This window comes from Pseudoflavonifractor sp. 60 (assembly GCF_009911645.1).
Classification (GTDB): domain Bacteria; phylum Bacillota; class Clostridia; order Oscillospirales; family Oscillospiraceae; genus Lawsonibacter.
This window is the reverse complement of record NZ_QWKI01000014.1, coordinates 1-15,923: the sequence shown is the minus strand read 5'-3', so window position 1 is coordinate 15,923 and position 15,923 is coordinate 1. Positions and strand designations below refer to the sequence as shown.

The following is a 15,923-nucleotide window of genomic DNA, read 5'->3' as shown; positions in this document are numbered from 1 at the left end:
AGTAATGCCAGCAAATCAATCCCCACCGCTTCGCGGAGCCCCTTTTCAAAGGGGCCAGGCCGCCTGCGGGCGGGACGGGGGAACAGGGGCGCCGGCCCCTGCGAAAGGTCCTGAATGAAAGCAGCAGCCCGCCTCCCATGCCCATGGGAGGCGGGCTGTTTTGCGGGGATTAGCCAGCGGACAGGAGGGCCTCCGGGTCGAAGTCCCTCCGCTCCTCCTGGGCGGACAGGAAGGCGGACACCAGCCCGGCGGCCCGGGGGCTGAGCTGGTCGGTCAGTTCGCCGTCCTGCCAAAACAGGCCCAGGGTGTGGAGCAGGGGAGTTGCCGCCTGGACCTGCCGGGACAGCTGCATATAGCCGGGGCCCTGCCAGCCGCACAGGTCAAAGAGCTGATTCATTAAAAAGCAGGGGGAGAAGTCGCCGCCGCTGCCCACAAACTCCTTACCCAGCTGGGCCTTGGCGGCGGAGTTGGCCCAGATGAGGTAGGGCGTTGCGTACTGGTCGCAGAAGCCCCGGGGGTCCGACAGATTGAAGTCAACCCCGATGGCGTGGTAGGCGGAGGCCCCGTTGCCGCCCCAGGGCTTGTGGTCGCCGAAGAGGACCATCACCACCGGTTCCTCCATCGCCTCGACCTGCCGGGCCAGCCAGAGCATATCCTGGATGGTTTGTGAGACGCCCATCAGGTAGTTGTTGAAAATGTTGCAGGTCTTCTGGTCCAGGCCGGAGGACTCAGGGGTCAGGTAGCACTCCCCCTCGGTCAAATCCTCCGGGTAGGGGCCGTGGTTCTGGGCGGTGACGGAGAAGGAGAAGCAGGGGCCGTCCTGGACCCGCTCCTTCAGCTGGGCGGCCAGCTCCTGGACCAGGATCCAGTCCGAGCCTGAGGAGGCCCAGGTGGCTTCCTCGGGGTCAACCCACTTCTCATAGTAGCCGTTACCAAACCAGTAGTCCTCAAAGCCCATGTAGCGGTTCACGTCCTGCCGGCGGTAGAACCAGGCGTGGCTGGGGTGGCTGCCGAAGGTCTGGTAGCCCTGCCCCCGCAGATACCAGACGTAGGAGTTCACATTCCCCTCAAACTCGATGGAGCCGGTGAGGCCGGTGAGGAACTGCCGCTCTGTGTCGATGGTCCCCCCGGCGAAGACGTTGGTGAGCAGATTCCCGGAGACGGAGCGGGCCTCCCACTGGTGCCAGGGGGCGTAGATCTCCGCCACCACGTCCTGGGCAGCCAGGGCATCAAAGTCGGTCAGGTCACAGAAGGCCTCCAGCATAATGCCCATCACCGTGACCTTTCGCTCCTCCGGAATGTCGTCGTCCTCCTCCAGGGTCACGGGGAAGGAGACCAGGCTGGAGGAGGCGGGAAAGGCGCTGTGAAGAAAGGGGTAGAGGAAGCCCCGGGCCACATAGTTGTCGGTGGGGGACCAGCGGTCAATTTCCAGGGCGGGGGCGGTGCGCTCATAGACCTGGGGGCTGGCGTACACCGAGAAGACGGCCACCGCCAGCAGCGCCAGACAGGAGGTCCCGGCAAACCGCCGCTCCGGCCCCTTGAGGGCGATGTCCGGCACCAGGAGCCTGGCGAGCACCAGCCCAGCGGGCAGGAGCACCACCGCCAGCGCCGCCGCCGGGGTGAGGTCCAGGGTGTATTTTTTGACGATGTTCCCCGCCTCTGCCGCCAGGCTCAGGTCGGAGACCAGGAGGGGGTCGGAGCGCAGACGGATCTTGAAATAGTTGATGAGGGACAGCACCAGAAGGGGGAGATAGCCGGCCAAAAATCCAACCCAGGCCCGCCGGGACAGCAGGGCGAAGGCCCAGACCAGCAGCACCGGCGGCAGAAGGTTGAGCAGCAGTACCAGCGGATTGGCGAAGTAGGCGGGAAACAGCGCGGCAAAGGGGAGTTTGGGATCAGCGCAGGCCCCCAGCATCAGCGGCAGCAGTCCGGCCCACAGCCCCAATCCGATGAGGGCGGCGGCCCGCCAGAGGGGGTGCGCCGTCCAGGGGGGACGGGCCGGCCATTTGGGGAGAGGAACAGCATGGCTCATAGAGCAGACCTCTAATCGTACAGGCGGACGCCTGAGAATTGGGTCCAGTATAGCACGGAAGGAACCGATTAGAAAGGGGAAAGTTCTACAAATTTCGAAGAAATTCGGAGGAGGTAACAGGGATGTCCAGGCCGGCGTTCTGCCGGGTCCTTGTTCCGGCGGGACATTCATGATATAATATGTTTATAAAGGAAAGGAGGCGGGAGCATGAGAGCTATGGAGGAGATTTTGAGAGACGCGCAGGCGTTATTTGACTTCCTCTCCCATACCCAGACCCCATTGGAGCCGGCAGAGCTTGTGTTGGCCATGGGGAGCCAGGACCTGGGGGTCGCCGACGTTGCAGCGCAGGCCTTTTTCCAGCGGTCTGCCCGGTGGCTGGTGTGCAGCGGCGGATTTGGCAAGGACACGGCGGCGCTGTTTCACCGGCCTGAGGGTGTCCTGTACGCGGAGCGGTGCCAGGCGCTGGGGGTTCCGGCGGAATGTATCCTGGTGGAGGACCGGGCGGCCAACTCCGGCGAGAATTTTCAGTTCAGCAAAGCGCTGCTGGAGCGGCGGGGGATTGCGCCCCGCACCGGCGTCATCGCCTGCAAGCCCTACATGGTCAGACGGGCCTTGGCGACTGGCGCGATGCAGTGGCCGGAGGTGCGCTGGGGGGCGGTGTGCGTCCAGACCGGCCTCGATGGGTATCTGGCCCAGGGGAACGAGCTGGACACCGTGCTGAACCTGATGGTGGGGGACCTCCAGCGCCTGCGGGTCTACGCCGGGCGGTTTCAGGCCGCCGTGGAGGTCCCGGATGAAATCTGGGCGGCCTTCCAGCGGCTGGCCGGAGACGGCTATGACCGGTATGTGATCCGGGAAATCTGATTTATCTTACGCAAAACTATAAAAAACGTCCATATTTGGCCTCAACATCTGAAAACAGGGTTGCATATTGCACAAGTCTGTGATACACTTTCCCTGCGGCAATGTCCCCACGTACACAAATTTTACCGGAAAAAGGAGTAGTCACTATGAACAGATTTGGCATCAACGTGGAGTTGAAACATATTCCCGCACTGGACCCTGATTTTATTCCCCTGATGCGGTTCAACCGCGCCTTCCTGGAGGGGGCTAAAAAGCCGGTGGGGATCGCCGTGGAGCGGGCCGACGGTCAGATGGCCGCCTGCCGCACCTTCATTCACGGGACACCCGAGATGGAGGAGGCAGACCACTACTACATTGAGCGGATTGTAAAAACTCTCCTGTGGATGAAGGGCGGGTTCAAGGTCTATGTCAGCGGAGACCAGGGCGTCTGCGACTACCTGCGCTCCGTCTACTGTGCCGGAGGCCAGCAGGAGTTTGACTGGGACTACATGGCCAACGTCTTCGAACACCCTTTCCAGGTGGTGCCAGTGGACGAGATCCCCGAGGCGAAGGACGCCCCCAAGGCCATTGGCGGCCACCTGGGCGGCTGCCGCATCGGCTTTGACGCCGGCGGCTCCGACCGGAAGGTGTCCGCTGTCATCGACGGGGAGACCGTCTATTCCGAGGAGGTGGTCTGGTTCCCCAAGACCAACGCCGACCCCGACTACCACTACAGCGGCATCGTGGCCGCCCTGAAATCCGCCGCAGAGCATATGCCCCGGGTTGACGCGGTGGGCGTGTCCTCCGCAGGCGTGTTCATCAATAACCGGACCATGAACGCCTCCCTGTTTTTAAAGGTCCCCAAGGAAATTTACGACGAAAAGGTGAAGGATATCTATATCCGCGCCATTCACGACACCTTCGGCGGCGTGCCCTACTGCGTCATCAACGACGGCGACGTCTCCGCCCTGGCCGGGGCCATGAGCCTGAACGACAACAGCGTGCTGGGCATCGCCATGGGCACCAGCGAGGCGGTGGGCTATGTGGACGAGGAGGGCCGGATCACCGGCTGGCTCAATGAGCTGGCCTTTGTCCCGGTGGACGCCAACCCCGACGCTATGCGGGACGAGTGGTCAGGTGACATCGGCTGCGGGGTGAAGTACTTCTCCCAGGACGGGGTTATCAAGCTGGCCCCCCGGGCGGGCATCCAGCTGGATGAGAGCGCCTCCCCCGCCGAGAAGCTGAAGGCCGTTCAGAAGCTGATGGCAGAGGACGACCCCCGGGCCGCCCAGGTGTATGAGTCCATCGGCGTCTATCTGGGCCACACCCTGGCCTACTACTATGAGCTCTACGGCTGCCGCCACGTGCTGCTGCTGGGCCGGGTGATGAGCGGCAAGGGGGGCGACCTGATTCTGGATACCGCCAAGCAGGTGCTGGCCGACGAGTACCCCGAGACGGCGGGCAAAATGCTTCCCGAGCTGCCCGACGAGAAGTTCCGCCGGGTGGGCCAGTCTATGGCTGCCGCCAGCCTGCCGGAAATCAAATAAGAAAAGAGGAGCGCTATGGACCGTCAAAAATTGCAGGGCGCCCAGGCCTGGGTCAGGGCTGAGCTGGACCGCTCCGCCGCCTTCTGGCTGGAGCACGGCATGGACCGGGAGCACGGCGGGGTATATACCTGCCTGGACCGGAAGGGAGAAATTTACTCCACCGACAAGAGCGTGTGGATGCAGGGCAGGTGCGGCTGGATCTTCGCCTTTTTGTGCAGCACCTACGGGGTGAAGCAGGAGTGGCTGGAGGCCTCCAGGAGCTGTCTGGACTTTATGGAGGCTCACTGCTTCAACCGCCAGCACGGCGACCGGATGTATTTCACCGTTACCGCCGCGGGAAAGCCCCTGCGCCAGCGGCGGTACTACTTCTCTGAGGCCTTCTGTGCCATTGCCAACGCGGAGTACTACGGCGTGACCGGGGAGAGAGCCCGGCTGGAGCGGGCTCGGCAGTGCTACGACCTGTACTGGGACCTGAGCCAGGGGAAGCCCGACCCGGTGGGCATGGGGCCCAAGACCATCCCCGAGACCCGCAGCGGCCGGGCCTTTGGGACCCCCATGATCATCCTCAATGTTACCGGCGTGATGCTGCGCACCGACCCGGAGCGCAGGGAGCTCTATGAGGAGCGGGCCCGGCAGTGTGTGGAAGACATTTTCAAGTACCACGTGAAGCCGGAGCTGAAGTGTACCCTGGAGAACGTGGACGTGGACGGGACCCCCCGGCTGTACTACACCAAGGGCCGCACCGTCAATCCCGGCCACGACATCGAGGGGGTGTGGTTCCTGCTGGAGCACGCCCGGCGCACCGGGGACGGGGAGCTGGTGAAACAGGCGGCCCAGATGTTTGACTGGGCCATCGCCGCCGGCTGGGACGAGGAGTACGGCGGACTGCTCTACTTCACCGACTGCCTGGGCAAGCCCCCCGAGGCCTACGAGCACGACATGAAGCTGTGGTGGCCCCACAACGAGATCCTGATTGCCTCCATGATGCTCTACCGGGATACTGGGGAGGAGAAGTATCTGGACTGGTTCTACCGGACGGCGGACTACTGCAAGGCCCACTTCGCCGACCCGGAGTACGGCGAGTGGTACGGCTATCTCCGTCGGGACGGCCTGCCCACCCAGCCCAGCACCAAGGGCAGCACCTTTAAGGGGCCCTTCCATATGCCCCGAAGCATGATCCTGGTGGACGGGATGATCTCAGAGCTCCTGGCCCGTCCCTGAGAGAGATTGGACTGGAGGTGCGATGTGGCAAAGAACATCCTGGCCCAGATGATGCAGGAGTACGACAACCTCACCCGGTCAGAGCGAAAAATCGTGGATTATGTGCTGGAGCACCAGAAGGAGACCCAATACATCAGCATTACCGACCTGAGCGCGGAGTGCGAGGTGGCGGTGTCCACGGTGTCCCTCTTCTGCCGGAAGCTGAAGCTGGCCGGATTCAACGATTTCAAGCTGGAGCTGGCCCGGGCGGCCCTGCCCGACGGCGCAAATAAAAGCCAGCTGGCGGGGGAGATCCTGCCGGGGGACAGCCTGAGTACGGTGATGGGCAAGGTGCTCCACACCGTGCAGGAGGAGCTGAACAACTCCTATCATATGCTGTCCGCCCCTGCGGTGGCCCGGGCGGTGGACCTGCTCCGGGGCGCGGGACAGGTGGTCTGCCTGGGTCAGGGCAACCACTCGGTGGTGGCGCTGGCGGCCTGGGCCCAGTTCTCCACCACCTCCTCCAAGTTCAAGACCATTCAGGATTCCCATATGCAGGCGGTGGTGCTGTCGACCCTGTCCAAGGAGGATGTGGTGATCTACTTCTCCTACTCCGGGGCGACCCACGAGGCGCTGGAGGCGGCGGAGATCATCCGGGGCCGGGGGGCCAAGCTGATCCTGGTGACCCGGTATCTCAACTCCCCGGCCAGCGCCTACGCCGACACCGTTCTGCTGTGCGGCCCCAACGAGCAGCCCTTCCAGTTTGGCTCCTCGGCGGCCCTGATGGCGCAGCTCTACGTGGTGGAGGTGCTTTTAAGCGAGTTCATCCGCCGGGATCCGGACCAGGCGGAGCGCAACCGCCAGTCGGTGGGCAAGGCGCTGACCCGGAAGTGTGTGTGAGGAGATTGCAGTGGGCGAGTTTTTTAACCCGGAAAAGGGAATATGGGCCTGGATGAGCACCCTGACAGATGTGGTGGGACTGTCCGTTCTGTGGATATTCCTGTGCCTGCCGGTGGTGACTGCCGGACCAGCCACGGCGGCGCTGTACTATACGGTGGTGAAGTGCGTCCGGGGCCGGGAGAGCGGCGCCTTTGGAGAGTATTTGCGCTCCTTCCGGACCAACTTCAGGGTCGGTCTGGGGGCAACCCTCATTGTGCTCCCCCTGTTTCTGATGCTTCTGGCGGGATATAAAATCGTCCTCTGGTATGGGACGCGGCTGGGGGGCGTGGCCTACGTCCTGTATGTGGCCTACTACTTTGCGCTGGTCCTTCCGGCGGGAGTCCTGTGCTGGCTGTTCCCCCTGTTGGGCCGGTTTGAGTACCGTGTGCGGGACCTGTTCCGCACCGCCTTTCAGCTGACCATTGCCCACCTGCCCAGTACCGTGGTGATCGTGCTGCTCACCGGCCAGAGCGCCGTATTCTGCCTGAACCGGTGGTGGCCGGTGGTGTTCCTGCCTGTGGTGGCCATGCTGCTGGTATCCCTGTTTACCGAGCGGATTTTTGCCAGGTACGTGCCGGAACTGGCGGCGAAGGAGGAGACAGAATAAAACAGCGCGGCCAGAACGGAGGCGCCGTCCTGGCCGCGTTTTTGCAGATTGGGAGAGGGTCAGTGCAGCAGCTCCGGTACGGTCCGGGCAAGCAGCTCTGCCAACTGGCCGTGGCCCCTCCGGGTCAGGTGCATTCCATCCACGGCGTTAAATTCACAGTCCGCCGCATCCAGGAAATGGACGCCCACCAGCTGAGCGGTCTTCTGATAGTACCTGGGCAGCTCCCGGGATTTTTCCAGGCAGCCCCTCCCCATGGGCTGGCCGCACTCCGCCGCCTCCATCTCCGGGCGGATGGGGGGCGGACAGACGATGAGGATATTGGGGGCGCGGTCCCCCCAGCAGTCCACGCTCTGGGCCTTGCGCACCAGCCGCTCCATGCCGATGCCGATGCAGGAGGCGTTGGCCCCCAGCCGCTCCTTAGTGTCGTTGGTGCCCAGCATAATGATGAGCAGGTCGATGACCTCATGGCTCTTCAGCAGGGAGTAGATCACGCTCAGGGCGTCCATGGTCTCATGCAGGGGGTCGGGGAAGACGGTGGTCCGGCCGGACAGACCCTCCTCCGTGACCAGGACCCCCTCCCCCAGGGCTTTCTGGAGCAGGCAGGTCCACCGCTCCTCCTCGTTGAAGCGGATGCCCCCGTCGGCGCAGTCGGCGGGGTCGGCGCAGTAGCCGTGGGTGTTTGAGTCGCCCAGACAGAGAATGTGCTTTTTCATATCGGTTGTGTCCTTTCCAATTGGGCTCATCTCGGATGGGATCGCCCCATATAGTATCTTTAAGAGTAACAGGATTTTTTTGTTTGTCAAGGCAAATCCCGAGGAAATTTTTCAATTTATAAGTGCAAAATCCACAAAAATCGAAATTATTTTTGTTGATTCCACTAAAGTTGGATATTTTCTGAAAATAATTTCGATTTTGATTGACAGACCGCCTGTTCTCTTGTATAATTTATACACTATCCCCGGCCTTGCAGCAACTATTTTTTGTGAAATTAAAGGAGGAAACGCAATGAAGATGAAGAAACTTGTGTCGGCGGCGCTGGCGATGGTCATGCTCCTGTCCCTTGCGGCCTGCGGAGGCGGCAACCAGGGCGGCGGCCAGAGTACCCCCAATACGGGCGGCCAGAGCAGCGCCCAGGGCGGCCAGAGCGACCCCGCGCCTGCCGACGGCACCACCATCACCGCGTGGATCTATCCCGTGGGCGGCTGGCAGGATGAGAAGGCCGTCCAGCCCCTGATCGACGAGTTCACCGCCGCCACCGGCATCAAGGTCAATCTGGAGTGGCTGGCCTACGCCGACGGCGACGACAAGGTGAACACCGCCCTGACCGCCAAAAACGCCCCCGACCTGATTATGGAGGGCCCCGAGCGTCTGGTGGCCAACTGGGGCGCCAACGGCTACATGGTGGACCTGTCTGACATGATCGACGACACCGACCGCAGCGAGATCAACGCCGCCGCTCTGGCCGCCTGTACCAGCGCCGACGGCAAGATCTATCAGTACCCCATGTTCATCACCGCCCACTGCATGGCCGTCAATCTGGACGCCTTCAAGGCGGCGGGGGCTGACCAGTACCTGAACCTGGACACCCACACCTGGACCACCGACGACTTTATCAAGGCGGTGGAGGCCCTGTACGCCAAGAAGAACGACACCGTGGCCGCTGTGTACTGCAAGGGCCAGAGCGGCGACCAGGGTACCCGGGCGCTGATCAACAACATGTACGGCGGCACCTTCACCAACGCCGAGCACACCCAGTACACCTGGGACGACCCCAACAACATCAAGGCTCTGGAGCAGCTGAAGAGCATGAAGGGCATCGCCTTTGACGCCTCCCTTGAGGGCGGCGACGAGCTGAAACTGATGTATCAGGAGATCCTGGATATGGCTTTCTGCTGGAACATCGCCCAGCAGCTGGATCCCGCCGCTGCCGGCACCGGCGCCGGTAAGACCATCAGCGGCCAGGAGATCGTCTGCATGAACTTCCCCTCTCCCGATGGGACCCCTGTTCTCCAGGGCGGTATCTGGGGTCTGGGTATCTTCAACAACGGCGACCAGGCCCGGATCGATGCAGCCAAGGAGTTTGTCAAGTGGATGTGCGACTCTGAGCACGCCGCCGAGGCCGCCAAGGTCTCCAACTTCTTCGCCGCCCGCAGCGCCGCCGAGGGCACCGACCTGTCCAACATCTTTGCGGACAACGCCATTATGACCGACTACAACAAGGTCATCCTCCCCAACCTGGGCGACTACTATCAGATCACCGCGGGCTGGGCCGGCGCTCGTACCGAGTGGTGGACCATGCTCCAGGAGGTGGGCAACGGCCAGAATATCGCCGACTCCGTGGCCAACCACGTGGCCGCCGCCAACGCTCTGACTGCGGGCTGACCATCATAACATAGGCTGTAAAAGAGATAAGGGTTTATGCGCCCCTCTCCCGCGAGGGCGGGAGAGGGGCGTGTTTTATACTTGGGTTCTTGTAAAGGAGTGTTGAGCTTGGCAAGACAATCGAAACCGACCATGAGCCGGGCGCTGCAGCGGCGGGAAAACATCGCCGGCTATCTGTTCATGCTGCCCAGCCTGATCTTCTTCCTTGGATTTGTGGTATTCCCCATGATCGTCTGTATCCTCACCAGCCTGACGAATACAAACATGCACGACCCGGGGCTGATTGGCGGCAACTTCATCGGTCTGGACAACTTTGTCCGCCTGTGGCAGGACCCCACCTATCTGGACGCGCTGAAAAACACCTTTGTTATCGTGCTGGTCAGCGTGCCCACGGTGTGCGTCTTCTCCCTGTGGGTGTCCTCTGCTATCTACCAGCTGAAGGGCCCCGTCCTGTCCGCCTTCCGCTGCATCTTCTACCTGCCTGTGGTCACCGGCTCAGTGGCCGTTACCGTGGTGTGGGCCTGGATCTACCACAACTACTATGGCGTGCTCAACTTTGTCATTGGCCCCAAGGGGCTGGGACTCATCGACGGCCGGATCAACTGGCTGGGCGACCCCAAATATGCCCTGGGCTGTATCATCCTGATCCTGTTCACCACATCTGTGGGCCAGCCCATCGTCCTGTACGTCTCTGCCCTGGGCAACGTGGACCAGACCCTCATTGAGGCCGCAGAGGTGGACGGCGCCAACGACCTCCAGGTGTTCTGGAAGGTGAAGTGGCCCCAGATGATGCCCACAACTCTGTACATCCTGGTCATCACCACCATCAACTCCTTCCAGTGCTTCGCCCTGATCCAGCTGCTGACCAAGGGCGGCCAGGGCACCAATACGGTAATGTACCATATCTACTGGACCGCCTTCAAGCTGACCGAGCAGGCGGGCCACTTCGGCTATGCCAACGCCATGGGCGTGATGCTGGCCATCTTCATTGGGATCCTGTCCGCTATCCAGTTCAAGCTGGCAAAAGAGAAGTAAGGAGGTGCTGGTATGAAAATTCAAAGCGGCAGCAGCCGGGCCTACAAGGTCTTTTCCGTGATTATCCTGGTCATCCTGGCGTTCCTGTTCGCCTTCCCGCTGTACTGGATCATTACCGGCGCCTTTAAGAGCAGCGCCGATATCAACAACGCTACCAAGGTGATCTGGTGGCCCACCGAGTGGGTGACCACCAACTTTAAAAACCTCTTTGACAAGCGCAGCGCCCCCCTGTGGGAGCTGGCCATCCCCTTCAGCAACTGGTTCACCAAGGACGGCCGGCTGCTCTACTGGTCGGTGGGTCCCACCGCCCCCGCCGCCTTCCGGTGGCTGATCAACGCGGTGTTTATGGCGGTGGCAGCCATGATTATCACCTGCGTCACCGCCGCTATGGCGGGCTATGCCCTGGCCAAGAAGCGGTTCAATGGCCGGGCCCTGGTGTTCTCCCTCATCGTGTGCGCAATGGCCCTGCCCAAACAGGTTATCCTGATCCCCCTGCTGAAGGAGATGTCTGGCCTGAAGCTGTACGGCAGCCTGTGGGCGGTCATCTTCCCCACGGTGGGCTGGCCCTTCGGCGTGTTCCTGATGAAGCAGTTCTCCGAGGGTATCCCGGGAGAGATTTTGGAGGCCTCCCGCATTGACGGCGCCAGCGAGCTGAAGACCTTTTCCACCGTGGTCATGCCCATGATTAAGCCGGGCATCGGCGCGCTGTCCATCTTCACCTTTATCAACTGCTGGAATGACTACTTCATGCAGCTGGTCATGCTGGACTCCAACAGCGTCTACACCATCTCCATGGGTATATCCACCCTCCAGGCGGAGACCTCCACCGATACCGGCCTGCTGATGGCGGGTGCGGCGATGGCATCCATCCCCATTATCACGGTGTTCCTGATTTTCCAGAAATATTTCACCCAGGGTATTGCCATGGGCGCGGTAAAGGGTTAAACTTATGATTTATGCAAAGAATATTGACGCCCTGGCCTACCGGGGCATCCATCCCAACCTGGACCTGGCTCTGGCGCACATCACCCCGGAGTTTTTGGCGGGCGTGGGCTATGAGCGCACCGAGCTGAAGGGGAGCGACGTGTACGTGACCCGCTTCACCTACGAGACGGTCCCGGAGGAGGAGAGCTTTTTCGAGGCCCACAAAAAGTATCTGGATATCCACATCATGACCGACGGCTTCGAGGGGGTTGAAATCGCCCCGCCAAGGGAGCTGGAGGAGTTTGACCGGGTGGAAGCCAACGATTTTTACGCCTACCGGGGCCCGGCCCACTACAGGCTGACCCTGTCCCCCGGAGATTTTCTGGTGGTCTTCCCCAACGACGCCCACCGCATCAAAATGCAGCTGGACGCCCCGGAAACGGTGACCAAGGTGGTTTTTAAAGTACGGATCATTGAAGATTGAGGTGAGCAAACATGAAAGATTTTTCCAAATATCAGGGCATTATCCCCGCCTTCTACGCCTGCTATGACAAGGAGGGCAAGGTGGACGGCGGCGCTGTCCGGGCTCTGGCCAGGTACCTGCTGGACAAGGGTGTGAAGGGCCTGTATGTAGGCGGCTCCTCCGGGGAGTGCATCTATCAGAGCGCGGCGGAGCGGAAGCTGACCCTGGAGAACGTTATGGCTGAGGTGGGGGGCAAGCTGACCATTATCGCCCACGTGGCCTGCAACAACACCGCCGACAGCCAGGAGCTGGCCGCCCATGCCGAGAGCCTGGGGGTTGACGCCATTGCCGCTATCCCGCCCATCTACTTCCACCTGCCCCCCAAGGGCATTGCCAAGTACTGGAATGATATTTCTGCCGCCGCCCCCAACACAGATTTTGTCATCTACAACATTCCGCAGCTGGCCGGAGTGACCCTGTCGGTGCCCCTGCTCCAGGAGATGATGAAAAATCCCCGAGTGATTGGGGTTAAGAACTCCTCCATGCCAGTGCAGGACATTCAGATGTGGCGGGATGAGGGCGCGTTCGTCTTCAACGGCCCGGATGAGCAGCTGCTGTCTGGCCTGGCGGCCGGGGCGGGGGGCGGAATCGGCGGGACCTACGCCGCAATGCCGGAGCTGTACCTGGAGATCCTCCGCTGCTTCCAGGCGGGCGAGCTGGAGAAGGGCCGGGAGGTCCAAAATGAGTGCTGCCGCATTATCTACAAAATGTGCTCCGCCCAGGGCAATATGTACGCCGTGATTAAGGAGATCATCCGGCTTCAGGGCGGGCCTGACGTGGGCAGCGTCCGAGCGCCTCTGCTGGAGCTGGAGGAGGGCGACCGGTCTGCCGTCAAGGAGGCATACGAGATGATTCAGGCGGCAATCTCCCGCTATTGTCTGACCAATTCATAAAAATAAAGCCCCCAATTTCCACACCAGAGCAAGCTGTATCCAGCTTGCTCTGTTTTTTTGCCCTCGCCGTCTGGAAGAGCATCGGCAGGCGCTTGCGCATATGATGGAGTGAGCCGCGCAATGGGGGAGGGCGGACTCCCATCCCTGGGCGGCTGAGCTTCCGGAATGTGGACAGCAGCTGCTGTATCATTAATATGTTGATCCTCCGCGCCTGCCATGACCGCCGCAGGCGGAACGCCCTGCCGCAGTGTCAGAGCAGTGTGCGAAGTAGGCCCTTGCCGCCTGAAATCCAGAGGGCGACAGATGAGAAGGGAAATATTATGCGGCAAATTCAATGGCGGGATCGATTTAATATTGGTGTGGAGATGATAGATCAGGCCCACCACAGACTCTTTTCCATTGTCCAAAAGATGACGGATCTATATGTGGAGCGGCATGAGGATAAATTTGCCTGTGTAGAAGGAATTAAGTATTTTAAGGCTTACACCCTCAAGCATTTTGCGGAGGAGGAAGCCTATATGCGGAAAATTGGATATTCCGGCTACCTGGCCCACAAAAGCCTCCACGACAAAATGCGGTATGAGACGCTGCCGGAGCTGGAACGAATGCTCTATGAGTCGGATTTTTCCACTGAAATGGTGCAGCGGTTTATTGGAGTGTGTACCGGGTGGCTGACGGGCCACATTATGATTGAGGACCGGGCGATCATCAAGGATGGGACCGGCGAGCCGGCGCCCATGGGTTTGGATGACGAGATGTCTGTGATCCAAGCGGTCATTACAGCCCCGCTCCAGGAGATATTGGGGTGCCCCATCCAATATTCCGGCAGATTTTCCATCAAGGATGTTATTTTGCACGAGCAATGCTATGAGCTGACCTATCGTGCGGCGGAGGAAAACCGGCTGCGGGTCATACTGGTCATGGGACAGGAGATGCTGCTTCACGCGGCGGGCCTGATGCTGGGGATGGACTTCTATGAGAAGAATGAGATCGTCAGCTTTGCCATGCAGGAGATTGCGCAGAACCTGATTCAGCGGGCGGCGGTGTACTTTGGAAAGCATCCCGATGAATTCCGGCTGGAGAAGGGGTGCTTTTTGACCCACGAGGAGTTTCTGGAGCGATTCCAGGACCAGTCTCCCCAGTACAGCCTGCTGTTCCATGTGGAGCAGGAGAGCTTTGCCATCTGTATTGACCAGGACCTGCCGCCCCAAGCTCCGGCTGCTTGACGCATTAGAAGTGCGGCTTTTTTACTTCCACTGCCATAGAAGTGCCCGAGGTGAAGGGACTTCATCGATCGTAACCCGCTTGTTGCAATCAATCCAGCCTTTTCCTGGGAGAAGGCTGGATTTTTCCTTCGGTCTGCCGCTGTGAGGGCGGGCCTTTCCTCGCAGCATAAAGCCATTGTGCAAAGTCAATATATTTTTCCGTTAAAACTATTTGAGATATCGGCTATATGAAACAGGAACTATCCAGTTTCTGACCTTTGTGTTATAATATACACAAAGTTCCGGGGCAGAAGCTGGGGCTTGTCCGGCTAAAATGTGCAAAGCGGACAGCCCTCCCACCCTGCTGCGGGCGCCAAAGAACATAAAAAGGAGGGTATATGCAAGGTCCTGCCAGGTCCCAGAAAAGCGCGCCAATGGGAGAACATTGGTATTGAAACATCATATGCTCCGAAATGGCATGACAAGGGTACAAGCATGAACTGCCTGTACTGGAATATTGGTCCAGTGTGGGGGAGAGGGCAGAGAGAATTGCCTGTTTGTATGTCTTAAAGTTCATGTCAAATGGATGACAGCAAGGGGGGATGGGTTACAATCGCTGAAAACGTGGGTTACGAATATTGAAGAGAAAGGTGAAAAGAATGGCAAAAGTAAAAGGCAAAAGACTTCTGAGTGCTCTTTTAACGGCGGTCATGATTTTGGGCTGTATTACAATTCCTGCCTCCGCTCTCACAGAGGAGGGAAGCGCGCCTGAGGCCCCCTCGATTGTGGAGGTTACCCCTGAGACAACCCCTGAGGAGGGCGAGCCCGCCGGTACCCCTGAAGAGGGTGAGCCCGCCGGTACCCCTGAGGAGGGCGAGCCCGCTGACACCCCTGAGGAGGGCGAGCCTGCCGACACCCCTGAGGAGGGCGAGCCTGCCGACACCCCTGAGGAGGGCGAACCCGCTGATACCCCCGAGGAGGGCGAGTCCGCTGGTACCCCTGAGGAGGGCGAGCCTGCCGGTACCCCTGAGGACGGCGAGTCCGCCGATGACCCCGAGGCTGAGGAGTCCTCTGTTTTCGAAGTGGAGCGCGCCGTCACCGTCGGCCCTAACACGCTGGTGCTGACCGCGCCCTCCGATGTGAAGGTGGAGTTGTACGACACCATTAATTACAATCGCTTCGATAACGAGCACAGAGTGAATCCCACCTCTGTCACCACCGAGAATGGGATTACCAGCTATGTCTTTGCGGACCTGCCTGTGGGCAGCTATAACTATCTGTCCAGCGGCAATGGCTACTACACTGTGGACAAAAACATCTGGTTCTCTGAGGCGAAGGCCGCCACAGGCGTGACCATTGACGCCTACCCCGGCAAGCTGGCCGGCGGAGGCTTTGAGCAGAATCCCAACGCCTCTCCAGGCTTCAATGTTGTTCGCCTGCAGAGCGACGAGCTCTGGGAGAAGGTCTTCGGCAAGACCTGGTCTGACGCAGATGACGATATCCTGACCAGTGCCTACTTCACCAACCGGGACCGTACGACCCGTGACGGCGTACACCAGCAGACCACCAACAAGGAGATGGTGGAGTGGATCCAGCATCTGCTGGCGGAAGAGAATCCCAAGAACTATATGCACCTCTTCTGGTACACCAAGGAAAATGTCGCGCCCGGTCACGACCTGTATGCAGATTATGAGGGCGCGCCCATCCTGGTGTTCACCAAGTCCGACCTGAGCAGCGCCCGCACCCTGGAGGACGCCGCCGCTGTCCTGGCACGGGACACCAGTAAGGTCACC

The 15,923-nt window shown here is 60.4% G+C and carries 13 protein-coding genes and 1 pseudogene; 12 read left to right on the top strand and 2 right to left on the bottom strand.

What is annotated here, in order from left to right; all coding sequences use genetic code 11:
• Window positions 1-169: 169 nt before the first annotated feature.
• Window positions 170-2,032, bottom strand: a complete 1,863-nt coding sequence (locus tag D1646_RS01970; RefSeq protein WP_160634820.1) for an LTA synthase family protein — start codon at window positions 2,030-2,032, stop codon at window positions 170-172.
• A 207-nt stretch (window positions 2,033-2,239) separates the two neighbouring features.
• Between D1646_RS01970 and D1646_RS01965 the strand changes: the two genes are divergently transcribed.
• From D1646_RS01965 to D1646_RS01945, 5 genes are all read left to right on the top strand, one after another.
• Window positions 2,240-2,896: a YdcF family protein gene (locus tag D1646_RS01965; protein ID WP_160634819.1), complete on the top strand. Its 657-nt coding sequence runs from the start codon at window positions 2,240-2,242 to the stop codon at window positions 2,894-2,896.
• Between the two features lie 146 nt (window positions 2,897-3,042).
• Entirely contained in the window at window positions 3,043-4,422 is a 1,380-nt protein-coding gene (locus D1646_RS01960; protein ID WP_160634818.1) for an ROK family protein, read from the top strand.
• A gap of 15 nt (window positions 4,423-4,437) precedes the next feature.
• On the top strand, window positions 4,438-5,643 hold the full coding sequence (locus tag D1646_RS01955) for an AGE family epimerase/isomerase (protein ID WP_160634817.1): 1,206 nt from the start codon (window positions 4,438-4,440) through the stop codon (window positions 5,641-5,643).
• A gap of 24 nt (window positions 5,644-5,667) precedes the next feature.
• Window positions 5,668-6,522 (top strand): MurR/RpiR family transcriptional regulator, encoded by an 855-nt coding sequence (locus tag D1646_RS23615; protein ID WP_160634816.1) that lies wholly within the window; start codon window positions 5,668-5,670, stop codon window positions 6,520-6,522.
• 10 nt (window positions 6,523-6,532) lie between these two features.
• Window positions 6,533-7,168: a YesL family protein gene (locus tag D1646_RS01945; protein WP_160634815.1), complete on the top strand. Its 636-nt coding sequence runs from the start codon at window positions 6,533-6,535 to the stop codon at window positions 7,166-7,168.
• Window positions 7,169-7,227: 59 nt separating this feature from the next.
• Here D1646_RS01945 and D1646_RS01940 read toward each other — a convergent pair whose 3' ends face one another.
• Entirely contained in the window at window positions 7,228-7,881 is a 654-nt protein-coding gene (locus D1646_RS01940; protein ID WP_160634814.1) for a GDSL-type esterase/lipase family protein, read from the bottom strand.
• A 292-nt stretch (window positions 7,882-8,173) separates the two neighbouring features.
• Between D1646_RS01940 and D1646_RS01935 the strand changes: the two genes are divergently transcribed.
• From D1646_RS01935 to D1646_RS01905, 7 genes and pseudogenes are all read left to right on the top strand, one after another.
• Complete coding sequence (locus D1646_RS01935; RefSeq protein ID WP_160634813.1) at window positions 8,174-9,550, top strand: extracellular solute-binding protein; 1,377 nt, start codon at window positions 8,174-8,176, stop codon at window positions 9,548-9,550.
• A gap of 132 nt (window positions 9,551-9,682) precedes the next feature.
• Entirely contained in the window at window positions 9,683-10,585 is a 903-nt protein-coding gene (locus tag D1646_RS01930; RefSeq protein ID WP_160634821.1) for a sugar ABC transporter permease, read from the top strand.
• A gap of 12 nt (window positions 10,586-10,597) precedes the next feature.
• Window positions 10,598-11,530: a carbohydrate ABC transporter permease gene (locus D1646_RS01925; RefSeq protein ID WP_160634812.1), complete on the top strand. Its 933-nt coding sequence runs from the start codon at window positions 10,598-10,600 to the stop codon at window positions 11,528-11,530.
• Window positions 11,531-11,534: 4 nt separating this feature from the next.
• The gene (locus D1646_RS01920; RefSeq protein ID WP_160634811.1) at window positions 11,535-11,993 is read left to right on the top strand and encodes a YhcH/YjgK/YiaL family protein; all 459 of its coding nucleotides are present in this window, start codon (window positions 11,535-11,537) and stop codon (window positions 11,991-11,993) included.
• Window positions 11,994-12,004: 11 nt separating this feature from the next.
• Window positions 12,005-12,925, top strand: coding sequence for a dihydrodipicolinate synthase family protein (locus D1646_RS01915; protein WP_160634810.1), 921 nt, complete (start codon window positions 12,005-12,007; stop codon window positions 12,923-12,925).
• Between the two features lie 320 nt (window positions 12,926-13,245).
• The gene (locus D1646_RS01910; protein ID WP_160634809.1) at window positions 13,246-14,151 is read left to right on the top strand and encodes a hemerythrin domain-containing protein; all 906 of its coding nucleotides are present in this window, start codon (window positions 13,246-13,248) and stop codon (window positions 14,149-14,151) included.
• Between the two features lie 638 nt (window positions 14,152-14,789).
• Window positions 14,790-15,923: pseudogene (locus tag D1646_RS01905) on the top strand (hypothetical protein); the annotation flags it as partial.